27 protein-coding genes and 1 pseudogene are annotated in these 23,654 nt (G+C 69.6%); 13 read left to right on the top strand and 15 right to left on the bottom strand.

What is annotated here, in order from left to right; translation table 11 throughout:
• Positions 1-13 precede the first annotated feature (13 nt).
• Both OG741_RS25765 and OG741_RS25760 read right to left on the bottom strand, forming a co-directional pair.
• Positions 14-193, bottom strand: a complete 180-nt coding sequence (locus tag OG741_RS25765; RefSeq protein ID WP_324986323.1) for an SPOR domain-containing protein — start codon at positions 191-193, stop codon at positions 14-16.
• Between the two features lie 294 nt (positions 194-487).
• Positions 488-1,240, bottom strand: coding sequence for a GntR family transcriptional regulator (locus OG741_RS25760; protein WP_405601668.1), 753 nt, complete (start codon positions 1,238-1,240; stop codon positions 488-490).
• 183 nt (positions 1,241-1,423) lie between these two features.
• Between OG741_RS25760 and OG741_RS25755 the strand changes: the two genes are divergently transcribed.
• Positions 1,424-2,755 (top strand): glycoside hydrolase family 18 protein, encoded by a 1,332-nt coding sequence (locus tag OG741_RS25755; RefSeq protein ID WP_405601667.1) that lies wholly within the window; start codon positions 1,424-1,426, stop codon positions 2,753-2,755.
• 46 nt (positions 2,756-2,801) lie between these two features.
• On the opposite strand, the gene OG741_RS25750 is transcribed toward OG741_RS25755, so the two are convergent.
• Together OG741_RS25750 and OG741_RS25745 are read right to left on the bottom strand one after the other, a co-directional pair.
• Positions 2,802-3,485: a DUF4190 domain-containing protein gene (locus OG741_RS25750; protein ID WP_405605780.1), complete on the bottom strand. Its 684-nt coding sequence runs from the start codon at positions 3,483-3,485 to the stop codon at positions 2,802-2,804.
• An 895-nt stretch (positions 3,486-4,380) separates the two neighbouring features.
• Positions 4,381-5,955 carry a S8 family peptidase gene (locus OG741_RS25745; protein WP_405601666.1) on the bottom strand — a complete coding sequence of 525 codons (1,575 nt, stop codon included), beginning with the start codon at positions 5,953-5,955 and terminating at the stop codon, positions 4,381-4,383.
• Positions 5,956-6,146: 191 nt separating this feature from the next.
• Between OG741_RS25745 and OG741_RS25740 the strand changes: the two genes are divergently transcribed.
• A complete protein-coding gene (locus OG741_RS25740) occupies positions 6,147-7,250 on the top strand; it encodes a pyridoxal-phosphate dependent enzyme (RefSeq protein ID WP_405601663.1) in 1,104 nt (367 codons plus the stop codon).
• Here OG741_RS25740 and OG741_RS25735 read toward each other — a convergent pair.
• On the bottom strand, positions 7,235-7,720 hold the full coding sequence (locus tag OG741_RS25735) for a cupin domain-containing protein (protein ID WP_405601661.1): 486 nt from the start codon (positions 7,718-7,720) through the stop codon (positions 7,235-7,237). The genes OG741_RS25740 and OG741_RS25735 overlap by 16 nt on opposite strands.
• A gap of 55 nt (positions 7,721-7,775) precedes the next feature.
• On the opposite strand from OG741_RS25735, the gene OG741_RS25730 reads away from it, so the two are divergent.
• Positions 7,776-8,459 carry a hypothetical protein gene (locus OG741_RS25730; RefSeq protein ID WP_405601659.1) on the top strand — a complete coding sequence of 228 codons (684 nt, stop codon included), beginning with the start codon at positions 7,776-7,778 and terminating at the stop codon, positions 8,457-8,459.
• 12 nt (positions 8,460-8,471) lie between these two features.
• Here the strand turns inward: OG741_RS25730 and OG741_RS25725 are convergent.
• Together OG741_RS25725 and OG741_RS25720 are read right to left on the bottom strand one after the other, a co-directional pair.
• Positions 8,472-8,648, bottom strand: a pseudogene (locus tag OG741_RS25725) (steroid 3-ketoacyl-CoA thiolase); the annotation flags it as partial.
• 24 nt (positions 8,649-8,672) lie between these two features.
• Positions 8,673-9,632 carry a GlxA family transcriptional regulator gene (locus OG741_RS25720; protein ID WP_405601656.1) on the bottom strand — a complete coding sequence of 320 codons (960 nt, stop codon included), beginning with the start codon at positions 9,630-9,632 and terminating at the stop codon, positions 8,673-8,675.
• Positions 9,633-9,750: 118 nt separating this feature from the next.
• Here OG741_RS25720 and OG741_RS25715 point away from each other — a divergent pair, with 118 nt between their 5' ends.
• The 4 genes from OG741_RS25715 (at position 9,751) to OG741_RS25700 (ending at position 11,608) form a co-directional block, all read left to right on the top strand.
• A complete protein-coding gene (locus tag OG741_RS25715) occupies positions 9,751-10,047 on the top strand; it encodes a putative quinol monooxygenase (RefSeq protein ID WP_266487054.1) in 297 nt (98 codons plus the stop codon).
• 143 nt (positions 10,048-10,190) lie between these two features.
• Positions 10,191-10,730 (top strand): PaaI family thioesterase, encoded by a 540-nt coding sequence (locus tag OG741_RS25710; RefSeq protein ID WP_405601654.1) that lies wholly within the window; start codon positions 10,191-10,193, stop codon positions 10,728-10,730.
• An 18-nt stretch (positions 10,731-10,748) separates the two neighbouring features.
• Positions 10,749-11,075, top strand: coding sequence for a DUF4326 domain-containing protein (locus OG741_RS25705; protein WP_405601652.1), 327 nt, complete (start codon positions 10,749-10,751; stop codon positions 11,073-11,075).
• Positions 11,076-11,158: 83 nt separating this feature from the next.
• The gene (locus OG741_RS25700; RefSeq protein WP_405601649.1) at positions 11,159-11,608 is read left to right on the top strand and encodes an SRPBCC family protein; all 450 of its coding nucleotides are present in this window, start codon (positions 11,159-11,161) and stop codon (positions 11,606-11,608) included.
• 105 nt (positions 11,609-11,713) lie between these two features.
• On the opposite strand, the gene OG741_RS25695 is transcribed toward OG741_RS25700, so the two are convergent.
• The 3 genes from OG741_RS25695 to ychF all read right to left on the bottom strand — a co-directional run bounded on the left by OG741_RS25695 (position 11,714) and on the right by ychF (position 13,533).
• On the bottom strand, positions 11,714-11,968 hold the full coding sequence (locus OG741_RS25695; protein ID WP_168530032.1) for a Txe/YoeB family addiction module toxin: 255 nt from the start codon (positions 11,966-11,968) through the stop codon (positions 11,714-11,716).
• Positions 11,965-12,246 carry a type II toxin-antitoxin system Phd/YefM family antitoxin gene (locus OG741_RS25690; protein WP_405601646.1) on the bottom strand — a complete coding sequence of 94 codons (282 nt, stop codon included), beginning with the start codon at positions 12,244-12,246 and terminating at the stop codon, positions 11,965-11,967. The genes OG741_RS25695 and OG741_RS25690 overlap by 4 nt, the downstream gene beginning before the upstream one ends.
• Before the next feature lie 198 nt (positions 12,247-12,444).
• Positions 12,445-13,533 (bottom strand): redox-regulated ATPase YchF, encoded by a 1,089-nt coding sequence (ychF, locus tag OG741_RS25685; protein WP_405601644.1) that lies wholly within the window; start codon positions 13,531-13,533, stop codon positions 12,445-12,447.
• Positions 13,534-13,890: 357 nt separating this feature from the next.
• On the opposite strand from ychF, the gene OG741_RS25680 reads away from it, so the two are divergent.
• Complete coding sequence (locus OG741_RS25680; RefSeq protein ID WP_405601643.1) at positions 13,891-14,472, top strand: DUF6542 domain-containing protein; 582 nt, start codon at positions 13,891-13,893, stop codon at positions 14,470-14,472.
• Positions 14,473-14,521: 49 nt separating this feature from the next.
• Here OG741_RS25680 and ppgK read toward each other — a convergent pair whose 3' ends face one another.
• The gene (ppgK, locus tag OG741_RS25675) at positions 14,522-15,262 is read right to left on the bottom strand and encodes a polyphosphate--glucose phosphotransferase (RefSeq protein ID WP_405601641.1); all 741 of its coding nucleotides are present in this window, start codon (positions 15,260-15,262) and stop codon (positions 14,522-14,524) included.
• 30 nt (positions 15,263-15,292) lie between these two features.
• On the bottom strand, positions 15,293-16,300 hold the full coding sequence (locus OG741_RS25670) for a 4-hydroxy-3-methylbut-2-enyl diphosphate reductase (protein WP_405601639.1): 1,008 nt from the start codon (positions 16,298-16,300) through the stop codon (positions 15,293-15,295).
• A 105-nt stretch (positions 16,301-16,405) separates the two neighbouring features.
• On the opposite strand from OG741_RS25670, the gene xseA reads away from it, so the two are divergent.
• The 3 genes from xseA to OG741_RS25655 all read left to right on the top strand — a co-directional run bounded on the left by xseA (position 16,406) and on the right by OG741_RS25655 (position 18,609).
• On the top strand, positions 16,406-17,614 hold the full coding sequence (xseA, locus tag OG741_RS25665) for an exodeoxyribonuclease VII large subunit (RefSeq protein ID WP_405601637.1): 1,209 nt from the start codon (positions 16,406-16,408) through the stop codon (positions 17,612-17,614).
• Positions 17,615-17,643: 29 nt separating this feature from the next.
• Positions 17,644-17,886 (top strand): exodeoxyribonuclease VII small subunit, encoded by a 243-nt coding sequence (locus OG741_RS25660; protein ID WP_405601635.1) that lies wholly within the window; start codon positions 17,644-17,646, stop codon positions 17,884-17,886.
• A gap of 132 nt (positions 17,887-18,018) precedes the next feature.
• Positions 18,019-18,609, top strand: coding sequence for a malonic semialdehyde reductase (locus OG741_RS25655; protein WP_405601634.1), 591 nt, complete (start codon positions 18,019-18,021; stop codon positions 18,607-18,609).
• A 61-nt stretch (positions 18,610-18,670) separates the two neighbouring features.
• Here OG741_RS25655 and OG741_RS25650 read toward each other — a convergent pair whose 3' ends face one another.
• Positions 18,671-19,186: a DUF4245 domain-containing protein gene (locus OG741_RS25650; protein WP_405605778.1), complete on the bottom strand. Its 516-nt coding sequence runs from the start codon at positions 19,184-19,186 to the stop codon at positions 18,671-18,673.
• Positions 19,187-19,318: 132 nt separating this feature from the next.
• Between OG741_RS25650 and glpX the strand changes: the two genes are divergently transcribed.
• Entirely contained in the window at positions 19,319-20,350 is a 1,032-nt protein-coding gene (gene glpX / locus OG741_RS25645) for a class II fructose-bisphosphatase (protein ID WP_405601632.1), read from the top strand.
• Positions 20,351-20,445: 95 nt separating this feature from the next.
• Here glpX and OG741_RS25640 read toward each other — a convergent pair whose 3' ends face one another.
• Complete coding sequence (locus tag OG741_RS25640) at positions 20,446-20,799, bottom strand: WhiB family transcriptional regulator (RefSeq protein WP_405601629.1); 354 nt, start codon at positions 20,797-20,799, stop codon at positions 20,446-20,448.
• A gap of 152 nt (positions 20,800-20,951) precedes the next feature.
• Entirely contained in the window at positions 20,952-21,611 is a 660-nt protein-coding gene (locus OG741_RS25635; RefSeq protein ID WP_405601627.1) for a DUF1707 domain-containing protein, read from the bottom strand.
• 222 nt (positions 21,612-21,833) lie between these two features.
• Between OG741_RS25635 and OG741_RS25630 the strand changes: the two genes are divergently transcribed.
• Positions 21,834-23,510, top strand: coding sequence for a fumarate hydratase (locus OG741_RS25630; RefSeq protein WP_405601624.1), 1,677 nt, complete (start codon positions 21,834-21,836; stop codon positions 23,508-23,510).
• The last annotated feature ends 144 nt before the right edge of the window (positions 23,511-23,654 follow it).

Raw genomic sequence — 23,654 nt, 5'->3', positions numbered from 1 at the left:
GGCGGTTGCTGGGCTAGTGCGTCGTCTGGCCTATGCGCTCGACCCAGTAGAGCTGCTTGTGTCCGCGGCCGTCGAGGGTGTCCGCGATCTCCTGGGCCTCGTCCCGGGTCGCGTACTGTCCCACGCGGTAGCGATTGCCGTTGTCGTCCTGCCGAATGACGAGCCAGGGGAGCAGAGCGGGGCTGTCGTTCATCGCGCCCCTCCCCGGGCCGGCCTGCAGGTCTGTAAGGATCGCCAGGAAACCGCAATACGCATATGCCCGAGCCTACGCCTGACCTTTACTCAGCGGATACGGATTTACACAAAGAGATATGAAAGAGGGCGCACCCGGCTGGATACGCCCCCTGCTGGCCGATTCCGGGCCCCCACTGAGCCTCGGCCATGCCCCGCTTCACGCACCGCGTTCCACCCCGCTCCGTGCCCCGCGACCGGCATCGTCGGCACCGGCATCAGCACCGGACCGGCCGCCGGGCCACGGACCTCTGAGTCACTTCACCGGAAGGTGGTACGCGATCCGGTAGCGGTCCGCCGGGACGACGAGGTCCGCCGTCTCGACCGCACGCCCCGACGCGTAGTACGTCCGCTCGACGACCATCACCACATGGCCCGGTACGCCGCCGAGTGCCAGGAGCTCCTCCGCAAGCCCCGGCCGTGCGCCGACCTCCTCCGCCACGTTGTCCACGACGACATCGATGGCGGCCATGCGCTCGACGACTCCGCAGCCGCCGAGCGGGCCCTCCTCGGGCAGCATCACCGGTGTGCGGCCGGTGACTTCGAGCGGCTCCCAGGAGGTGGAGAGCATCATCGCCTCGCCCGCGTCGCGGAACACATAGCGCGTACGCATCACCCGGTCGCCGAGCGGGATGCCGAGGCGGGCGGCGATCTCCGGGCTCGCCGCCTCCTGTTCGCTGCTGGACTCCCAGGTGCCCCGGATCCCCTCCTCGGCCTGCTCCTGACGAAAGGGGTTGGCTCCGGACGGCGGGCGGTAGCCGGAGCGGGCGATCCGGCGCGGGACCGGCCGCTCGCGGACATAGGTGCCGGAGCCCGAGCGGCCCTCGACGAGACCCTCCGCCATCAGGACCTTGCGTGCCTCCAGGGCGACGGTGTCCGAGACTCCGTACTCCTCGCGGATACGGGCCTGCGAGGGAAGCCGGGTGTGCGGCGGCAGCGAGCCGTTGACGATCTTCTGGCGAAGGTCGCTCGCAACGCGCAGATAGGCGGGCTGCTCACCGAATGTCACTGGCCACTCCCAACAGGTTGACAGACAGCAACAGCGTGGCAACCGTCGGTTGATGCCGCAAGCATGGGCCAAAGTTTCACTCGAAGTGATGAGTTGTGTTTGGGCAGGCACTTGCCGCAGGCGTGAACGTCAATTCCGCACCCACTCTTGACCTTAATGGTCCAGACCAATACGTTCCTGGTCATGCGTCGAAACTGCCGAAGATCCCTTGCCAGGGCGGCCGTTGCCGCCTGCTCCCTCTCCCTCCTCGCCGCGCTCGCGCCCGGCGCCCGGGCCCACGGGAACCACCACGAGCCGTACAAGCGCGTCGGCTACTTCACCCAATGGGGCGTCTACGGCCGGGACTTCCAGGTCAAGGACATGGACACCAGCGGCCAGGCCGCCAAGCTCACCCACATCAACTACGCCTTCGGCAATGTGAGTTCCAACGGAACGTGCTTCACCGGCAACGTCCCCGGCGAGGCGGACGCCTGGGCCGACTACGCCCGCCCGCTGGACGCCGCCGACTCGGTGGACGGTGTCGCCGACATCCCGGAGCAGCCGCTCGCGGGCAACTTCAACCAGCTGCGCGAGCTCAAGGCCAAGCATCCCGGTCTCAAAGTGCTGATCTCGCTGGGTGGCTGGAGCTGGTCCACCCACTTCTCCGACGCGGCCCGCACGCCCGCCTCCCGCAAGGCGTTCGTCTCCTCCTGCATCGACCTCTACATCAAGGGCAATCTGCCCGTCGACGGAGCACGCGGCGGAGCCGGCGCGGCGGCCGGGCTCTTCGACGGCGTCGACCTCGACTGGGAGTGGCCCGGCTCGGCGGGCGACACGGACACCGTCTACCGGCCGGAGGACAAGCAGAACTTCACTGCCCTCGTGCACGAATTCCGTACCCAGCTCGACGCGTACGCGACCTCGCAGCGCGGCAAGCGCAAGCACTACGAGCTGACCGCCTTCGTGCCGACCGCGCCCGCCAAGATCGACGCCGGGTTCGACGTACGCAAGATCATGTGCGACCTGGACTTCGTGAACCTCCAGGGTTACGACTTCCATGTCTCGGGCGAGAAGACGACCGCTCAGCAGTCCGCGCTGTACGCACGCGGCGACTTCAGCGTCGACCAGACCGTCCGCGAGTGGCTGCGCCGGGGCGCGCCCGCCCGCAAGCTGGTGATGGGCATGCCCTTCTACGGTCAGGGCTGGACCGGTGTGACCGGCGGCGGCGACGGCCTCGGCCGGCCGGCGGCGGCGCCCGCGCCGGCGACCTGGGCGGCGGGCTACGAGGACTACAAGGCCCTCAAGAAGCTCGCCGAATCGGGCACGTACACCCTCCACCGGGACAGGCGGAACGGGCACGCGTGGCTCTTCGACGGCACCACCCTGTGGACGTACGACGACCCGCAGGTGCTGCGCGCCAAGACCTCGTACATCCGTGAACGGGGCCTGGGCGGGGCGATGTTCTGGTCGCTGGACGGAGACACCGCGGACGGCGAGCTGATGACCGCCGTCGACCGCGGGCTCTCACGCCGCTAGTCCGGACGAGTCCGGTGCCCGGGCCCTCGTCGGCTCGGGCGCCGGACTACTGCGCCGACGGCGTGCTCCCGGACCCGGCCCGCAGCGAGCCGGTGAGCTTGCCGTCGACCGCGGCGTAGGAGCAGGTCACCGTGTGGTCGCCCAGGCGCCAGCTCTGCTTGCTCGGCATGAAGTAGTACATCGACGCGTTGTCGGGCACGGCGGAAGGGTCCGACACGTAGGCATCGTTCAGCTCGGTGCAGCGCTTCTCGGCGATCGGCTCGACCGCGGCCTCCCCGGGCCAGGCCCCGGACTGCTCCAGCCTGAACGAGCCGGTCACCTCACCGTCGTGCGGCTTGGCGCAGTCGACGACCTTGACGCTCGCGGTCTCCTGCTCCAGCTCGGTGCCGGGGACGTTGAAGCAGTCTCCCTTGCGCAGATCGAGCGTGCTGCGGGACCGGGCGGCCTCGTTGACGCCGTCCTTGAAGCTGTCGAGGGCGTCGCTGATCCCCCCGGTGAGGAGGCCTGCCAGCACCAGCACGGTACTGATCCCGGAGAGGATGCTGCCCGCGATGGCCATGCCCTTGCCGCGGTGGCCGCTCCGCTTGATCTGGGAGAGGGCGATCAGGCCGAAGATCAGGCCCAGCGGGGGTATGCAGCACACGATGCCTACGACGAGGGATGTGATGGCGAGCCCGTTGACGGGGGGATTCGGGGGTCTGGCGGGGGCGTAGGGGGGCGGGGGGTACATGGCCACGGGTGGGGCTCCTGATTTGGGTCTCACGGAGTGGTGCGAATGGGCGCGGATCTTATGCGACGGGGGCGGGGGCGCGGGTCGGGGGGTCGGGCCGCTGCGCGGGGCCTGTTCCCCACCCCGCCCCTTCCCGAACTGGGGGCTCCGCCCCCAGACCCCCGGGAGGTTGGTGGGGGCTAACGCTTCCACACCCCTGGTGCTCCGGCGGCTTCGCCGCGGAGCGAAAGACGGGGTTGCTGCCCGGTCGTGGCTTCGCGGGCGAACCCCCGCGCACCGCGACCCGACCGGTGGGGAGGGGCCGTGAAGGGTCGTCCCCGCGTTTCCAGCGTCCGTGGTGAGCGTGGGCCAGGGGGCGTTGGTGGTTGCTGTCCGGTGGGTGGCTTCGCGGGCGAACTCCCGATTGGCGGCCAACACCGGGTGCCCCTACGAACCCCTCATCGCCGCCGACGCCGAGGAGTCGATCCCGACGGCGCTTGTGCCGGGTTCGTGGGTGCCGTGGGCCAGGGGGCGTTGGTGGTTGCTGCCCGGTGGGTGGTCTCGCGGGCGAACCCCCGCGCGCCGCGACACACCTCCCCGTGGGGAGTGGCGGTGCAGGGTCGTCCCCGCGTTTCCAGCGGTCGTGGTGGGCGTGGGCCAGGGGGCGTTGGTGGTTGCTGTCCGGTGGGTGGTTTCGCGGGCGAACCCCCGATTGGCGGCCAACACCGGGTGACCAATCCAAGGGCCCGTTTGCCGCCGACGCCGAGGAGTCGATCCCGACGGCGACCCGGAACCCCGCACCCCGCGGCCGCCCGCGCAACGAACCCCAAGGCCCGGGCCACGGACCCCCGCGCCAGCCCCCGTAACACGAAAGGGGCGGTCGCCCTCGCGGCCGCCCCTCCCGGATGTCCGGTGATCAGAACTGCAGCGCCCACACGTCGATCTTGCCGACGTCGTACGCCGCGTTGTCACTCACCCGCAGCTTCCACGTACCGTTCGCGACCTCCGACGACGCGTTCACCGTGTACGTCGTGATCACGTTGTCCGAGCTGCCGCCCGCACCGTACGCCTTCAGGTTGTAGACCGAACCGTCCGGCGCGATCAGGTCGATGCGCAGGTCGCCGATGTACGTGTGCTTGATGTCCACCGGCACGCTCAGGCTCGCCGGTGCGTTGCCGGTGACTCCGCTGACCGTGACCGGCGACTCCACCGTGGAGAAGTCGCTGATCGTGTAGTCTGCGGTGTTCTCGAACTTCGGCCCCGGCGGCTGCGTCGAGCCGCCGCCCACGTACAGCAGGCGGTTCGGCGAGCCCGTCCCCGGGTTGCCGACCACGCCGGTCGTCGCGGCCGTGGTCAGCGCCGAGGAGACCTGCGCCGGTGTCGCCGTCCTGTTCGCCGCGAGGTACAGCGCGGCCGCGCCGGCTACGTGCGGGGTCGCCATCGACGTGCCGGAGATCGTGTTCGTCGCCGTGTCGCTGGAGTTCCAGGCCGACGTGATCGACGAGCCCGGAGCGAAGATGTCCAGGATGCTGCCGTAGTTGGAGAAGCTGGAGCGCGCGTCCGAGCTGGTCGTGGAGCCGACGGTGATGGCCTCGGCCACGCGCGCGGGCGAGTAGTTGGAGGCGTTGGCACCGTCGTTGCCCGCGGCGACCGCGTACGTGATGCCGGACGCGATGGAGTTGCGTACCGCCGTGTCGAGCGCGGGGTCGACCCCGCCGCCGAGGCTCATGTTGGCGACGGCCGGCTTGACGGCGTTCTGCGTCACCCAGTCGATGCCCGCGACGACCTGCTCGGTCGTGCCCGAGCCGGAGTTGTCGAGGACACGGACGCCGACGATCTTGGCCTTCTTGGCCACGCCGTAGGACGAGCCGGCGACGGTCCCGGCCACATGGGTGCCGTGGCCGTGGCCGTCCTGCGCGGTGTTGTCGTTGTCGATGGCGTCGTAGCCGTACGACGCCCGGCCGCCGAAGTTGCTGTGGGTGATCCGCACACCGGTGTCGATGATGTACGCGGTCACCCCCTCGCCCGCGGTGTCCGGGTAGGTGTAGCTCTGGTTCAGGGGAAGGGCCTTCTGGTCGATCCGGTCCAGGCCCCAGGAAGGCGGGTTCGGCTGCGTGCCGGTCGCCTTGAAGACGCGGTTCTGTACGACGGAGGCGACGGCCGGGTCGGCGGCGAACTTCTTGGCCTGCGCCTCGGAGAGCTGGACGGAGTACCCGTTCAGCGCCGCTTCGTACGTCTTCCTGATCTTCGCGCCGTACTCCGCCGCGAGCGCCTTGCCGGCCTTGGAGCCGGCGTCGGGCGCCGATTCGTCGAGCGTGACGATGTAGCTGCCCGCGATCACTCCGGGCGCGCCCGCGTTCTGGATGACGCCTACGGGAGCCGACTCGGCGGCGGTGGCCGTGAGGGCGGATGCCACGCCCAGCGAGAGCGCGGCGGCGGCTATGACGCCGCCCGTGGCGAGTCTTCGACGCGAATTACGCATCACAGACATGTGAGGGGTCCTCCTCATTGGTGGTGCGCTACTGTGGGGGAAATCGACAGGTGCATGACAAGGTGTGACGACTGGATTTCCCCTGCCCTTGTCTCGCCTGTCGAGCCAAAGGTTGACCGATCCATAGGAATCACACAAGGGTCCGGGACGGCGCGTAACACTGCGCCACACAACTGCCATGCTGGCGACCCATGAGCTCGTACATCTGCCCCGGCTGCGGCACCCACTCCCCCGTCGAGACGGCCAACTGGCGCTGCCCGGACTGCCACAGCCCCTGGGACCTCGAATTCACGTCATCGGCGATCAGCATCAAGTCCCTGCCCACCAGGGTCAATTCACTGTGGCGTTACGAGGAGGCACTACCGCTCGCCGCACCGGCCGTTTCGCTCGGCGAGGGCCGCACCCCGCTGGTCGCACTCACCGAAACCGTCTCCGCCAAGCTCGACTTCCTGATGCCGACGCTGTCCTTCAAGGACCGGGGGGCGGTGATGCTGGCGGAGCTGGCCCGCCGTCTGGCACCCCGCCGGGTCATCGCCGACAGCAGCGGCAACGCGGGCACCGCGATCGCCGCGTACTGCGCACGCGCCGGTCTGGACTGCACGGTGTATGTACCCGAGGACACCTCCGCCAAGAAGGTCGAGCAGATCCGGGCGCACGGCGCGCACCTCCAACTCGTTCCCGGTGACCGCGAGTCCACGGCGGAGGCGGCCCGCGCGGCAGCGGATGAACCCGGCACCTTCTACGCGAGCCACGTCTACAACCCGTACTTCCTGCACGGCACGAAGACGTACGTCTACGAGCTGTGGGAGGACCTCGGCGGCAGGCTCCCGGACGCGATCGTCGTCCCCGTCGGCAACGGCACACTGCTGCTGGGCGCCGACCTCGCCATCGGCGAACTCCACGCACACGGCCTGATCTCCGAGCGGCCCGCCCTCGTCGCCGTCCAGGCCGAGGCCGTCTCCCCCCTGGCCGCCGCCTTCCACGCCGGAGCCGAGACGCTGCTCGACGAGCCCGCTCCGCTCGCCCCGACGCTCGCCGAAGGCATCGCGATCCCCCGCCCGCCGAGGGCGAGGCAGATCCTGCGGGCCGTCCGCGCGTCCGGCGGCACCTTCCTCACGGTCGCGGAGGACCAGATCCGGGCCGCGCAGCTGGACCTCGCCGCCCGGGGACTGTTCGTCGAGTCCACGGGCGTCGCGTGCTGGGCGGCCGCGGGCACCTGGAGCGAGGGCACGGCCGTCGTCCCGCTCTGCGGCGCGGGCCTGAAGACGGGACTCGCGCGTCAGTCGGTCCAGTAGGTGTCGTGCTTGATGAAGAACTCCGCCTGCCGCTCGGGCGACCACTCGGTCGCGACCTCGGCGACTTTCTCGAAGTACTCCTCGCGCGGAGCGCCCGGCGTGAAGAGCAGCAGCATCGAGGCGAGCGCGTCGGAGTCGTTGCGGAACGCGTGCAGTCCGCCCTGGGGCACGTAGAGGAAGTCGCCGGCGGTGGCGTCGATCCAGCTCTCGCCGTTGTAGAGCCGTACCGTCCCCTCGATGATGAAGAACGATTCCGAGATCGACTTGTGGAAGTGCGTCTTCGGGCCGCCCGCCCGGGGCGCCATGTCCATCCGGTAGAGCCCGAACTCCCCGCCCGTGGAGGCGGCGGTGGCCAGGTAGTGCGTCGCGCTCCCGGTGCGCGAGCGCAGATCCGGTTCGGTGGCGACGGGCCGGAACTCCGCGCTGATCTCGCCCTTGCCCTCGGTGTATTTCGGGTCGGGGTACGACATGTCCCTCTCCTCCTCCTCGAGCCCCCGCCTGGGGACCGGATCAGCTTAGGGAGCCATGGGGTTGGATGAGGGCGTGAGTGTTCTCGATGTCGCCCGTCAGCTGCCCGCCGTCCCCGTCCTGCGTGACCTGTGCCGCTCGATCGCCATGCTGGACGCGATCCTCAGCCCCGAGTGGGAGGACCGGTTCTACTCCTTCAACGCGAACTGGTCCTCGTCCGAGGAGATGGCCTCGATGCGGAACGGCTCGGGCGACGAGTACGCCATCGTCTTCTCGCCCGCCGGCGCGTTCGTCCGGGGCTTCGCCCATGAGTCCCGGATGAGCCCCTACGCCTCCGACGGACCATGGCCCGGAGTGCTGGACGATGTCCCGGAGGTCTTCCGCGCCTGCGTCCAGGAACCCGCGTTCACCGACGAGGACGGCATGCCCGTCGCGACGGCCTGCCTGTGGCGCGAGCCCGCCGACGACGGCTGGCGGACGGGGACGATCGACTTCCCGGAGGACAACGAATTTGCGGACGGCGCCGGGGAGTTGTTCGCGATACTGACGGCCGGGACCCCTTCGGCCTACGAGGAGTTCGCCGAGGACTACTACGGGGTGCCGGTCGACCTGGCTGCCGTACGCCATGTGTACGCGCTGCGCCCCCTGACCCCCGAGGTGGTCGCGGCGCTCAATCCCCATCTCACGACGGCCGAACTCGGCGAGGACATCGTCTCGATCGGCTATCCGCGGCAGCCCTGACGAGCGCGCCTGTCAAAGCCGTTCGATGATGGTCGCGTTGGCCATTCCTCCGGCCTCGCACATCGTCTGAAGCCCGTACCGCCCGCCCCGGTCCTCCAGGTTGTGCAGCAGCGTCGTCATGATGCGCGCCCCGCTGCCGCCGAGCGGATGCCCGATCGCGATCGCGCCACCGCGCACATTCAGCCTGTCCGCCGAGGGGGCCCGGTGCGGGCATCAGCGCCCGCGCAGGGCGCCCGCCGTACTGCCCGTGCGCTCGCGCAGCAGGATCCGCAGCGTGTTCGCGTGCTCGTAGCCGACCTTGCCCGCGATGGACTCCAGGGAGAGGTCGGTGGTCCGCAGCAGGTGCGAGGCCTGCTCGACGCGCAGGTCCTGGACGAATCGCACGGGAGAGGTGCCCAGTACGCGGCGCACGGTCCGCTGAAGAGTGCGCTCACTGACGCCGAGCGAGCGCGCCGCGTCGACGACGCTGACCGGCTCGTCCAGATGCTGCCTGGCCCAGCGCTCGAAGGCGGCGACAAGCGGATCACTCTGGGCCAGCGCACTCGGAATGGTGTACGCGGACTGCGAAGGGCGCTTGTCGACGACCAGGTAGCGGGCGACAAGGTCGGCCAGGGCCGGACTGCTCATCCGTACGATCGCCAGCGCCAGGTCGACGTGCCCGAAGGCCGCTCCCGCCGTCGTCACCCCGTCCGATGTTGTAACCATCCTGGTCTCGTCGATCGTCACGGCCGGGTAGCGCTGACGGAAGACGGGCGCCAGCCACCAGCTCGTCGTCGCCTTCCGGCCGTCGAGCACGCCCGACTCGGCCAGCAGGAAGGTGCCCGTACAGGCCGAGGCGAGAGGGGTGCCGCGCTCACGGGTCTCGGCGACCAGGTCCCGTACCGGCGCCGACGCGGGGCCGGAGACATGGGCGAGCAGGTCGTCCGGCCGCCGCTCGGCGAGCGCGGGCACCAGGAGCAGGTCGGCCCGCTTGGCCTCGACGGCGGGTTGGGTGGTGACGATGTGCCCCGCGCCGGTGCGCACCCGGCGGCGGAAACCGACGGTCGTGACCTGCCAGGCGGGCGGCGGCTGGGGAATCTCGCCGCGCATGGCGTTCGCCCCTGCGAGCACGTCGAGGATCGCCGAGAGTCCGGAGTCGAAGACGCCGTCGTAGACCAGCACCGATACATCCATGACGGAAACCGTATCCGATGCGTCGCTTACGACACTGGGAAGGCGGGAGTGACCGGCCTACGTTTGGTGGTGTCCCCGACGACGAGGACACCGAAGCCGACCTACGGAGTGACTCACGATGAACATCGGCCTGCTGGCCCGCATCGAGGCCAAGCCCGAATACGCCGACAAGGTGGAGGCGCTGCTGCGGGACGCGCTCCAGCTCGCCCGCGAGGAGGAGCACACGGTCACCTGGTTCGCCTTCCGGGAGAGCGCCACGACCTTCGGCGTCTTCGACACCTTCGAGAACGAGGAGGGACGGAACGGTCATCTGCAGGGCCGGATCGCGGCGGCGCTGATGGAGGCGGCGGGGACGATGCTGAGTTCCGCCCCCGACATCCGTCCTGTGGACCTGCTCGCGGTCAAGCTTCCCTGAGCAGCCCGTACACCCGGTCCGGCGGTCCACGATCCGCCCGTCCGGCGTGCGTAGGCGCCGGGGCGAGAGCGCCCCGGCGCCGACAGGTTCCATCCCCCAAACCCCCGAGATCCCCCCTGAGATCCCCCTGAGGAGACGTCATCATGACGCGGCTCACGAGCAGGCCCGCCACGGGCGACACCAGCGCGACCCGCTCGCGCACCCACACCTGGGAGCCGCCGAGGAGCCTCGCGGAGGCCGGCAACCGCTCCGGCCTTGAGCTCCTCCGTCTCATCCTGGACGGCGAGGTCCCGCAGGCCCCGTTCAGCAGCACAGTGGGATTCCGGCTCGTGGAGGCCACCGAGGGCCGCGCGGTCTTCGAGGGCGAGCCCGGACAGCATCTGCTGAACCCGATGGGCAGCGTCCACGGCGGTTTCCTTGCCACACTGCTCGACTCGGCGCTCGGCAGCGCGGTGATGGCTACCCTCCCGGCGGGGCGCGGCTACTCCACCATCCAGCTGGGAGTGAACCTGGTCCGCCCGGTGTACGCGGACACCCAGCCGCTGCGCTGCGAAGGCACCGTCATCCACACCGGCCGCACGACCGCGACCGCCGAGGCGCGGGTGACCGGCAAAAACGACGGCAAGCTCTACGCCCACGGCACGACGACCTGCGCGCTCTTCGCGTTGCACGGCGGCGCCTGAGGCCGGAGGATCCAGCCCATGGACCGGACGACAGTCGTCAACCTCAAGGGCCACCGCGACGACCCCGAGTACGCGGACGTGGTCTACGTGGGCCGCGCGATGCACCGCGGCGGCTGGCACCTCGACGCCTCTCCCCTGGCCAGCCCCTTCCGCCCGGGCCCGGACGGCACCCGCGAGGAGGTCGTCGAGAAGTACCGCGCATATCTGCTCTCGCGCCCCGACCTGCTGGCCCGGCTCCCCGCCCTGCGCGGCCACCGCCTGGGCTGCTGGTGCGTCCCGGAACGCTGCCACGCGGAGGTGCTGGCGGAACTGGCCGACGCGATGGAGCCGGGCGGGGGCCGCTGACTCCGCGGGGGCCCGGGTTCGCGTTCTGGTGCGGGGGTCACCGGGGTGGGATATTTGTGGCAGAACCTCACACAGGAGGCGAAATGTCCACCATCAAGGAGAGCGTAGATATCGCCCGTTCACCGGAGGATGTCTACTCCTACGTGACTGACCCCTCCCACCTCACCGAGTGGCAGGAAAGCGCCGTATCCGTACAGCCCCTCGGCGACGCCCCGATGGGCGTGGGGTCCCGGATGGTCGTGACCCGGCGCCTCGGGCGTCGGACGTTCCCGATGACCATGGAGGTGACCGAGTTCGACCCTCCCCGCAGCTGGCACATGCACGGTGTTGACGGGCCCGTCAGGGGCGACGTCCACGGCACGATCGAGCCCCTCGGCGACGGCGACCGGTCACGCCTGACGCTCAACCTCGACTTCGAGGCCCACGGGATGGGCAAGCTGCTGGTGCCACTGGTCGTGCGTCCGCAGGCACGGAAGGAGGTGCCGAAGAACGAGCAGAAGCTCAAGGGCCTGCTCGAAAGCGGAGCCGCGTAGGACCTCAGGGGCCTCCACGGACCCAACGGACATGACGCAAGGGGCGGGCCCGAAGGACCCGCTCCCTTCGCGCCGCATCCCAGCAGACCCGAACGCGCTCAGCGATCAGTAGTGGTAGCGAGCGGCAAGGATGACGATCTCCTTGTCCGTGACCAGGTAGACGAGGCGGTGCTCGTCGTCGATCCGCCGCGACCATGCTCCAGGCAAGTGGTACTTCAGCGGCTCGGGCTTGCCGATCCCCGAGAAGGGGTCGCGCCTGACGTCCTCGATGAGCTTGTTGATCCGCGCCAGCATCTTGCGGTCGTTCTTGAGCCAGGACGTGTAGTCCTCCCAGCCCTGATCCTCGAAGACAAGCCTCACGCGGCACCCGCACCGGCGTCCGCCGAGTCGGGATCGATCAGCTCGCGCTCCGACACGTTGATGTTGCTCAAGGCGTTCTCGTACGCCTTGAGCAGTCGACGCGCGTTCGCAGGCGAGCGCAGCAGGTACGAGCCCTCGCGCAGCGCCGCATAGTCCTCGGCCGAGACGAGTACGGCGTTCCCGTGCTTGGAGACGATCTCGATCGCTTCGTGATCGTCGTTGACCTTCTTGATCAGCGGAAAGAGAGCCTTGCGGGCTTCGCTCGCGGTTATGGACATGACCTGACTCCCTTCGGCAAGTGGTACTGAATAACGTACCACTCCGGGGGTCCCTGAGCGTCAGGGATAACTGAGGATGGATCAGAAAACCCAGCACCATCCCCGCACGGGAAAAGGCATGGGGCCGACCCGCGGAGGAGTCGACCCCTTCTGACCTGCCTATTTGCCACGTCAGCAACGTGGTGTGGGTTCATCCGCTCACACGTTGAAGCGGAACTCCACCACGTCGCCGTCCTGCATCACGTAGTCCTTGCCTTCCATCCGCGCCTTGCCCTTCGCGCGGGCCTCCGCAACCGAGCCCGTCTCCACCAGGTCGGCGAAAGAGATCACCTCGGCCTTGATGAAGCCCTTCTGGAAGTCGGTGTGGATCACACCGGCCGCCTCGGGAGCAGTCGCGCCCTTCTTGATCGTCCAGGCGCGGGTCTCCTTCGGGCCCGCCGTCAGATACGTCTGGAGGCCCAGGGTGTCGAAGCCGACACGGCCCAGCGTCGCCAGGCCCGGCTCTTCCTGGCCCATCGACTGGAGCAGTTCCAGCGCCTCGTCGTCATCGAGCTCGATCAGCTCGGACTCGATCTTGGCGTTGAGGAAGATCGCCTCGGCGGGGGCGACCAGCGCGCGCTGCTCGTTCTTGAAGTCCTCGTCGACCAGCTCGTCCTCGTCGACGTTGAAGACGTAGAGGAAGGGCTTGGTGGTCAGCAGGTGCAGCTCGTGCAACAGGCGGCCCCGCTCCGTGCCGGCGGCGATGCCCGCGGCGAAGAGCGTCGTGCCGGCCTCGAGGATCTTCTGCGCCTCCTCGACCGCGGCCAGGACCGCGACCTTGTCCTTCTGGAGGCGGGACTCCTTCGTCAGGCGCGGCAGCGCCTTCTCGACCGACTGGAGGTCCGCCAGGATCAGCTCGGTGTTGATCGTCTCGATGTCGTCCTTGGGCGAGACCTTGCCGTCGACGTGGACGACGTTCTCGTCCTTGAAGGCGCGGATGACCTGGCAGATCGCGTCGGACTCACGGATGTTCGCGAGAAACTTGTTGCCCAGGCCCTCGCCCTCGCTCGCGCCGCGCACGATGCCCGCGATGTCGACGAAGTCCACCGTCGCCGGGAGGATCCGCTGCGAGCCGAAGATTTCGGCCAGCGTGGCGAGGCGGGTGTCCGGGACGCCGACGACGCCGACGTTCGGCTCGATCGTGGCGAACGGGTAGTTGGCCGCCAGCACGTCGTTCTTGGTCAGGGCGTTGAACAGGGTCGACTTGCCGACATTCGGCAGGCCGACGATTCCGATCGAGAGCGACACGTTGGCGACTTCCTGGAGTGAGGACTGGCTGTTGGCCTAGGGAGTGTCCGCACAGTATCGCCGTCCGCCCGAAGGGCGGGGACAGCGGCGTCCGGTGCGTGCGATCGCAAGGCGCCGGTGCGCCCTCGTAGCGGAGCTACTTGGGCGTATCGGCAACGCAGCGAGCGTGCGTGCAGGGCGTCGCGAGCCAGGCGAGACTTTGCGGACACGACCGACCCGGAGGTGGGCCGATCCCCCAGTTTACGGGCGGGTGGGGCCGGGCAGCGACGGTGGCCGGGAGTCGAACTCAACGCCAAGGTCACCCAAAGGGCGTGTCTCATGCCTGATTCCTCCCTGGATGCGACCTACGTTGTTCGGGTGGAGCAGCACAGGACAAGTCACCCTCGGGGCCGACAGCGACCGCAGCCCCCTCTTTCCCCCCAGAGCCCCCTCGCCCCGCAGGGCGCGCTGGCCGATGGCCCCGCCGTGTACCGGGTCGCCGCCCGGCCCGCGCGGACCGCGCCGCCCGTCGTGCTCGCCCTGCGCAGACTGCCCAATCCCCGGCTGACCGGCATCGGCGGCGGGCTCTTCGGGGCCGCGGTGATGTTTGTGCTCGGCTGCCTGGACGAGCTGCTGTTCGGCGGTGCCGCGGTGGTGTACGGGCTGCTGTTCCTGCCGGTCAGCGCGCTGACCGCGCTGTGGGTGCGGGACGCCGACCTGGTCACCGCGCCGATCAGTGTCCCGATCGCCTTCGCGGTCGGGGTCGTGCCGATCTCCGGCGGGACGGGGGGCATCGGCGGGCAGACCATGGCCGTGATCACCTCGCTCGCGGTGCACGCCGGATGGCTGTACGGCGGGACGCTGGTCGCCGGCCTCATCACGTGCGTACGGAAGGTACGGATGATGAGCCGCCGCCGTCAGCGCAACAACCGCCCCGGGGGCCCGCCCCGCCGCCGCTGATTTGCACCCGGCCCGCGGACGGCGGCCCGGGGCGCTCCGGGCTCCGCCGCTACCCTCCGGCCGCCGCCATCGCCGCGCCCACGATGCCCGCGTTGTTCCGCAGTTCCGCCGGGACGATCTCCGCCCTGATCCCCTTGATCAGCGGCACGAACTTGTCCGCCTTGCGGCTCACCCCGCCGCCGATGATGAACAGCTCCGGCGAGAACAGCATCTCCACATGCTCCAGATACTTCTGCACCCGGTGCGCCCAGTGGTGCCAGCTCAAGCCCTCGTCGTCCTTGGCCTTCGTCGACGCGTTCTTCTCGGCGTCGTGGCCGTGCAGCTCCAGGTGGCCCAGCTCGGTGTTGGGGACCAGTCGGCCGTCGATGAAGACCGCGCTGCCGATGCCCGTACCGAACGTCAGCAGCATCACCGTGCCCTTGCGGCCGCGTCCCGCGCCGAAGGTCATCTCCGCGATGCCCGCCGCGTCCGCGTCGTTGAGGATCGTCACCGGAAGGCCGCCGAGTCGGTCGCCCAGCAGCTTGGCGGCATCAACGTCGACCCAGCCCTTGTCGACGTTGGCCGCGGTGCGGGTGACTCCGCTCGTGACGACGCCGGGGAAGGTGATGCCGACCGGGCCCGACCAGCCGAAATGGCTCACCACCTCGGCGACGCCGCCCGCCACCGCGTCGGGTGTCGACGGGTGTGGGGTCAGAACTTTGTGGCGCTCCTGCGCCAGGTTGCCGCGCTCAAGGTCCACAGGTGCGCCCTTGATGCCGGATCCGCCGATGTCCACTCCGAACACGTTCATGGACACAACGTTACGGGCAGCCGCTGACAGTCACTCCCCGGACGCCTGCCCCGACGGCCGGCCCGACAGTTCCGCCGCCTCCGCGCGCAGGTCCCTGCGCAGCTCCTTGGGCAGCGAGAAGGTGATCGACTCCTCCGCCGCCTTGACGATCTCGACATCCTCGAAGCCGCGCTGCGACAGCCACTCCAGGACTCCCTCGACCAGCACCTCGGGCACCGAGGCACCGGAGGTGAGGCCGACCGTGGAGACGCCCTCCAGCCAGGCCTCGTCGATCTCGTCGGCGTAGTCCACCAGATGGGCGGCGCGCGCGCCCGCGCCCAGCGCCACCTCGACCAGCCGGACGGAGTTCGAGGAGTTCTTGGAGCCGACCACGATGACCAGGTCCGCCTCCGCGCCCATCTGCTTGACGGCGATCTGGCGGTTCTGCGTGGCGTAGCAGATGTCGTCGCTCGGCGGCGAGATCAGCTGCGGGAACTTCGTCTTGAGGGCGTCGACCGTCTCCATCGTCTCGTCGACCGAGAGCGTGGTCTGGGAGAGCCAGACGACCTTCGACTCGTCCCGTACGGAGACGTTCGCGACGTCCTCGGGGCCGTCCACGAGCGTGATGTGCTCGGGCGCCTCGCCGGAGGTGCCGATGACTTCCTCGTGGCCGTCGTGGCCGATCAGCAGGATGTCGTAGTCCTCGCTGGCGAAGCGGACGGCTTCCTTGTGGACCTTGGTCACCAGCGGGCAGGTCGCGTCGATGGTCGCGAGCCTGCGCTGCGCCGCCTCCTCGTGGACGACCGGCGCCACACCGTGCGCGGAGAACATGACGATCGACCCCTCGGGGACCTCCGCCGTCTCCTCGACGAAGATCGCGCCCTTCTTCTCCAGGGTCTGTACGACGTATTTGTTGTGGACGATCTCGTGGCGGACGTAGATCGGCGACCCGTACTGCTCAAGGGCCTTCTCGACGGCGATCACGGCACGGTCCACGCCCGCGCAGTAGCCACGGGGAGCGGCGAGCAGGACGCGTCGGGCGGGAGTCGTAGCAGTCATGCCCACCATCGTAAGGCCGCGTCGACGAGGCAAGAGATCACCCGCCGCGGGAAGACCTGGCCTGGGGCGGCGGCGTTGTCGTACGCGGCCGATACGCTCGCCCGTATGGCTCTCAACACGTCCGCGGAAGCTCCTCTGCCGGTCGGCGAGGTGTCACGGCTCATCGGCGGGTGGATCGACAGGCTCGGCGCGGTCTGGGTGGAGGGGCAGATCACCCAGCTGTCCAGGCGGCCGGGCGCCGGCGTCGTCTTCATGACGTTGCGCGATCCCTCGTACGACATCTCGGTGGGCGTCACCTGCTTCCGGCAGGTCTTCGACGCGGTCGCCGACGTGGTGTCGGAGGGTGCGCGCGTCGTGGTGTACGCCAAGCCGGAGTGGTATGCGCCGCGGGGGCAGCTGTCGCTGCGTGCCGTGGAGATAAGGCCGGTCGGGATCGGTGAACTGCTGGCGCGCCTGGAGCAGTTGAAGCGGACCCTGGGCGCGGAGGGGCTGTTCGCCCTCGACCGCAAGAAGGCACTGCCGTTCCTGCCGCACCGGGTGGGTCTGGTGTGCGGTCGGGCGTCCGCGGCCGAGCGCGACGTACTGGAGGTGGCGCGGCGCAGATGGCCCGCCGTCCGTTTCGAGGTGCGCAATGTCGCGGTGCAGGGTGTGCACGCGGTGGCCCAGGTCGTCCAGGCGGTCAAGGAGCTGGACGAGCTCCGGGACGTGGACGTGATCATCGTGGCGCGGGGCGGCGGCAGTGTGGAGGATCTGCTGCCGTTCTCGGACGAGCAGCTGGTGCGTGCGGTGTCCGAGTGCCGCACACCGGTGGTGTCGGCGATCGGGCACGAGCCGGACTCGCCGCTGCTCGACCTGGTGGCGGACCTGCGGGCGTCGACACCGACGGACGCGGCGAAGAAGGTCGTCCCGGACGTGGGTGAGGAGATGGACCGCGTGCGGCAGCTCCGCGACCGCGCGCTGCGCACGGTGCGGGGGCTGCTCGACCGCGAGGAGCGCGGTCTCGCCCATGCGCTGGCCCGCCCGTCGATGGAGCATCCGCACCGGATGGTGGACCAGCGCGAGGCGGAGGTCGACGCCTTGGTCGCGCGCAGCCGCCGGGTGCTGGGGCATCTCCTGGACCGCGCGGACTCGGAGCTGGCGCACACCCGGGCGCGGGTGCTCTCGCTGTCCCCCGCGGCGACGCTGGAGCGGGGGTACGCGGTGCTGCAGCGCGCGGACGGCGCGGTGGTCCGCTCGCCGGAGGAGGTCGCGGCGGGCGACGAGCTGAGGGCGCGGGTCGCCGAGGGCGAGTTCGCGGTACGGGTGTCGGAGTGAGTACGAACGGGGCGAATAGGGTGGGCGGCATGGCAGCCAAGACGGAAGAGAGCACGCTCGGCTACGAGCAGGCGCGGGACGAGCTGATCGAGGTCGTACGCCGCCTGGAGGCGGGTGGGACGACGCTCGAGGAGTCGCTGGCGCTGTGGGAGCGCGGCGAGGAGCTGGCGAAGGTCTGCCGCCACTGGCTGGAGGGCGCCCGCAGGCGGCTCGACGCGGCTCTGTCCGAGGGCGAGGACCAGGGCGCGGCGGCCGGTGACACCGAGGACTGAGCAGGTCAGGGGCCGCCCGGACCGGTCTGCGGTGTGAGTCGGGTCACTGCCGGGGTGTAGTTGAAATTTAATCTACCGGGGCGCGGTTACACCGGCCGTAAACATCTGCCCGCCCCGGAAGGTTCACCCCCCATGACGCTCGCCCTTGACTCCGCCGCCCAGGACCTCCTCTTCCGCGAGGCCCGCACCGCCAACACGTTCACCGAGGAGCAGGTGACCGAGGAGCAGGTCCAGGCGATCTACGACCTCGTGAAGTACGGCCCGACCGCGTTCAACCAGAGCCCGCTGCGCGTCGTCCTCGTCCGTTCCGAGGAGGCCCGCGAGCGTCTGGTCCAGCACATGTCCGAGGGCAACCGGGCGAAGACCGCGACCGCCCCGCTGGTCGCGATCCTGGCCGCCGACAACGAGTTCCACGAGGAGCTTCCGGCCCTGTTCCCGCACTTCCCGCAGGCCAAGGACATGTTCTACGCGGAGCGCCCGGTCCGCGAGCAGGCCGCCGGCTTCAATGCCGCGCTCCAGGCCGCGTACTTCATCGTCGGCGTCCGCGCCGCCGGTCTGGCCGCGGGCCCGATGACCGGCTTCGACTTCGCGGGCGTCCAGAAGGAGTTCCTGGACGGTGACCACACCCCGCTGATGATCGTCAACATCGGCAGGCCGGGCGAGGACGCCTCGCACCCGCGCTCGCCGCGCCTGGCCTACGACGAGGTCGTCACCACCGTCTGAGCCGCCGCACGTAAAGGCCGCCGCACCCGCTCCGGGTGCGGCGGCCTTTGCCGTACGTCCGTCAGCTCTTCCTGGACTCCAGCGCGGCGGCGAAGTGTGCCAGCTGCTCGTAGGACGCCGTGCCCGTCACGACCGTCGTGGAGCCCTTGTCCTCGCGCACCAGCGCGTCGTACTTCGGGCCCTCCCAGCGCTGCCACGTCACGCCCGCGATCTGCTGGGTGCGGCCCGTCTTGGCGGCCTGCTGGCTGACCTGCGGGATGTACTTCCCGGCAGGGGCCGTGGACTGCTCGACGGCAACGTATGCGCCGTCGGGGTCCAGGAAGCCGAGGTGCCAGGCGTTGCCGTCGGCCCCCTTGTACGAGACGGAGGTCGGCTTCCACTCCTTGGCCAGGCCCTCCGGAGCCGCCACCGGATACGGCGCCGCGCGCCGTGCCGTCAGCAGCTCCACGCGGTAGTCGACCGCCTTGACCGGGTCCGCCTTCTCGTCGTGCGGAATGAATACATAGATCACTGCGACGACGGCGCCGATCACCGCCATCGACAGCACCATGTCGCGCACCGTCTGTCTGCCTCGCATACCTGCCACGCCCCCATCGTCGCATCAAGGGTGCGTGCTCAAACGTGGCCCCCTCTGCTCAATTTGTCGACGTACAGATAGAGTCGCATCACCCTCTTTTCCGGCCGTCGTCGTACAGAAAGGTGCGCTCCGATGACCGAGCATTCTCTCCCGTCCCAGCTCGAGGTCTCCCCCGAGGCCCCCGACCGCAACCTCGCCCTTGAGCTCGTCCGGGTCACCGAGGCCGCCGCCATGGCCGCGGGCCGGTGGGTCGGCCGCGGCGACAAGAACGGCGCGGACGGCGCTGCAGTCCGGGCCATGCGAACCCTTGTCGCCACCGTTTCGATGAACGGCGTCGTCGTCATCGGCGAGGGCGAGAAGGACGAAGCCCCGATGCTGTACAACGGCGAGCGGGTCGGCGACGGGACCGGCGCCGAGGTCGACATCGCCGTTGACCCGATCGACGGCACCACGCTCAACGCCAAGGGCATGCCGAACGCCATCGCCGTCCTGGCCGCCGCCGACCGCGGCACCATGTTCGACCCGTCCGCGGTCTTCTACATGGACAAGCTGGTCACCGGCCCCGAGGCCGCCGACTTCGTCGACATCAACGCCCCCGTCTCGGTCAACATCCGCCGGGTCGCCAAGGCCAAGAACTCCTCGCCCGAGGACGTCACCGTCGTCATCCTGGACCGCCCCCGCCACGAAGGCATCGTCAAGGAGATCCGCGAGACCGGGGCGCGCATCAAGTTCATCTCGGACGGCGATGTCGCGGGCTCGGTCATGGCCGTACGCGAAGGCACGGGCGTCGACATGCTGATGGGCATCGGCGGTACGCCCGAGGGCATCATCTCCGCCTGCGCCATCAAGTGCCTCGGCGGCACGATCCAGGGCAAGCTCTGGCCCAAGGACGACGCCGAGCGGCAGCGCGCGCTCGACGCCGGTCACGACCTGGACCGGGTGCTGCACACGAACGACCTGGTCAGCGGCGAGAACGTGTTCTTCGTCGCCACCGGCATCACGGACGGCGAACTGCTGCGCGGCGTGCACTACCGCGCGGAGACCGCCACGACGTCCTCGCTCGTGATGCGCTCCAAGTCCGGCACGATCCGGCGGATCGACTCGACGCACCGGCTGTCCAAGCTGCGTGCGTACAGCGCGATCGACTTCGACCGCGCGAAGTAGTACGCGCGCCAGAGCGGCAGACACGGGAAGGGGCGCCCCATGTGCGGTGGGGCGCCCCTTCCCGTAGGTGCGCGTCTCCGGCGGTGTCGCCCGGATCAGGCCGCCGACGCGGGCTTCTTGAGCTCGGCCTCGCGCCGCCTGCGCCGGGCCAGCACCACGCGGCGCTCGGCGGCCGTCAGCCCGCCCCACACTCCGTACGGCTCGGGCTGGAGCAGCGCATGCTCCCGGCACTCGACCATCACCGGACAGCGGGCGCAGACCCGCTTCGCAGCCTCCTCGCGCGACAGCCGCGCGGCGGTCGGCTCCTTCGACGGGGCGAAGAACAGTCCGGCCTCGTCCCGGCGGCACACCGCCTCCGCGTGCCAGGGTCCGGCCTGATCTTCCCGAGCGGGAATCCGCTGGGGCGGAAGGGCGGCCACCTGCAAGGACTGATGCGGCAGTTGCAGCACGGTCTACTCCTGACGACGGCTTCGCGAGCGAGAGACGATGCAGCACTCCCTACCCGCTGTACGCACTCCTATTCACTGAGTGGCACTGAGGTCCGGGGTACGGAATTGCGGGACGGGCGCTCGCGGCCGGAAAGCGCTCCGGGGCGGAGCCGTCAGCCGAGGTGTTTGCGCAGGCGGTCATGGAGATCGGCGATGAACCGGCCCCGCTTGGGCTTGGCTTCGACATTGCCGAAAACCGAATACCCGTTGACGACGACGACCGGGGCCTCGGGGTCGGCGGCCTCCAGGGTGAGGACATCGAAGTTGCCGAAGAATCCGGTGCCGCTGCCGCGCAGCGAGATGTTCTCGGGGACGCGGATCTCGACATTGCCGAAAATGGCGGTCGCGTTGATCACGGTCAGCCGCTGCCCGAACAGCGCCTCGGTGAGATCGATTTCGATACTGCCGAAGAGCGAGAAGGCGTTGGTCCGGCGGCCGACGCGCCAGCGGCCCTTCCGGGTGGAGCTGGAGAAGACGGCGACCAGATTCTCGGCCGGTCCGGCAGGCTCGTCGGGCCCGTAGGCGTACGCGGGCGAATCGGGGCGCTTACGGGTCGCGGGCAAGTCCCGGACGAGCGGCTCCAGTTCGCCGAGAGTCTTGGCGCGGTAGACGGCGTCGATCCGCTCGGAGTGCTCCTCGGCGTCCAGCCGGCCCTCGGCCAGGGCGTCCCTGAGGATGTCCGCGATCCGGTCGCGGTCGGCATCGGAGGCACGGATGGCGTCGCCGGGTCCGGCGGGGGCGGCGGGCTTCTGGGAGTGCTTGTCGAGGTCCACGGATTCAGCGTAGCGAAACGCGATAGATCGCGACTAGGGGATGTCGGGGGTCGGGCGCGCCGACTGCTACCGGGGCTCCGGCCCGGACCCCGGACAGGCCCGCTGCGCGTCGAGGGCGCGGCCCCGGGTGAGCCTTACCTCACAGACCGCGGCAGCGAACCGCGTTCTACGCTGGAGGGCGCGCTGCCAATGGAGGCCGCGTCGCTGTCTGCCGAGTGAGGAATGGCCGTAATGCCAGAGTTTGCGTACTCCGATCTGCTCCCGCTGGGAGAGGACGCCACGCCGTACCGGCTCGTGACCGCCGAGGGAGTCTCCACCTTCGAGGCCGACGGCCGTACGTTCCTCAAGGTCGAGCCGGAGGCGCTGCGCAAGCTCGCCGCGGAGGCCATGCACGACATCTCGCACTATCTGCGGCCCGCCCACCTCGCGCAGCTGCGCCGCATCGTCGACGACCCGGAGGCCTCCTCCAACGACAAGTTCGTCGCGCTCGACCTGCTCAAGAACGCCAACATCGCCGCCGCGGGCGTGCTCCCGATGTGCCAGGACACCGGCACGGCGATCGTGATGGGCAAGCGCGGGCAGAACGTCCTGACGCAGGGCGGCGACGAGGAAGCCCTCTCCCACGGCATCTACGACGCGTACACCAAGCTCAACCTGCGCTACTCGCAGATGGCTCCGCTCACCATGTGGGAGGAGAAGAACACCGGCTCCAACCTCCCCGCCCAGATCGAGCTGTACGCCACCGACGGCGGCACGTACAAGTTCCTCTTCATGGCAAAGGGTGGCGGCTCCGCCAACAAGTCCTTCCTCTACCAGGAGACCAAGGCGGTCCTGAACGAGGCCTCCATGATGAAGTTCCTGGAGGAGAAGATCCGCTCGCTCGGCACGGCGGCGTGCCCGCCGTACCACCTGGCCGTCGTCGTCGGCGGTACGAGCGCCGAGTTCGCCCTGAAGACCGCGAAGTACGCCTCCGCGCACTACCTCGACGAGCTGCCCGCCGAGGGCTCCCCCACCGGCCACGGCTTCCGCGACAAGGAGCTGGAGGAGAAGGTCTTCGAGCTCACCCAGAAGATCGGCATCGGCGCGCAGTTCGGCGGCAAGTACTTCTGCCACGACGTGCGCGTGGTCCGGCTGCCGCGGCACGGTGCCTCGCTGCCCGTCGCGATCGCCGTCTCCTGCTCGGCCGACCGCCAGGCCACCGCGAAGATCACCGCGGAGGGCGTGTTCCTGGAGCAGCTGGAGACCGACCCGGCGCGCTTCCTCCCCGACACGACGGACGAGCACCTCGACGAGGCGGGGGACGTCGTCACGGTCGACCTCAACCGGCCGATGGACGAGGTGCTCGCCGAGCTCACCAAGTACCCGGTCAAGACCCGGCTCTCGCTGACCGGCCCGCTGGTCGTGGCGCGAGACATCGCGCACGCCAAGATCAAGGAACGCCTCGACGCGGGCGAGGAGATGCCGCAGTACCTGAAGGACCACCCCGTCTACTACGCCGGTCCCGCGAAGACGCCCGAGGGCTACGCGTCCGGCTCCTTCGGGCCGACGACGGCGGGCCGTATGGACTCCTACGTCGAGCAGTTCCAGGCGGCGGGCGGCTCGAAGGTCATGCTCGCCAAGGGCAACCGCTCGCAGCAGGTCACGGACGCGTGCGGCTCGCACGGCGGCTTCTACCTCGGCTCGATCGGCGGGCCCGCCGCGCGGCTGGCGCAGGACTGCATCAAGAAGGTCGAGGTCGTGGAGTACGAGGAGCTGGGGATGGAGGCGGTGTGGAGGATCGAGGTGGAGGACTTCCCGGCGTTCATCGTGGTGGACGACAAGGGGAACGACTTCTTCACTGAGCCCGCGCCGGCGCCGACGTTCACGTCGATCCCGGTACGGGGTCCGGGGCTGGGGTAACGCCTGCGGCGGGCCTTGTCCCCCACCCCGCCCCTTCCCGAACAGGGGGCAAGCCCCCAGACCCCTGCGCCCGCTTCGCAGCGCGGGCTGGGCTCCGCCCCGGGCCCCCCGTATGCGACCTACGGCCGCATGCCCTCAAACGCC

It is taken from the genome of Streptomyces sp. NBC_01410, from assembly GCF_045040195.1.
Taxonomy (GTDB): domain Bacteria; phylum Actinomycetota; class Actinomycetes; order Streptomycetales; family Streptomycetaceae; genus Streptomyces.
The sequence above is the reverse complement of the archived record's forward strand: the minus strand, read 5'-3'. Positions and strand labels throughout refer to the sequence as shown.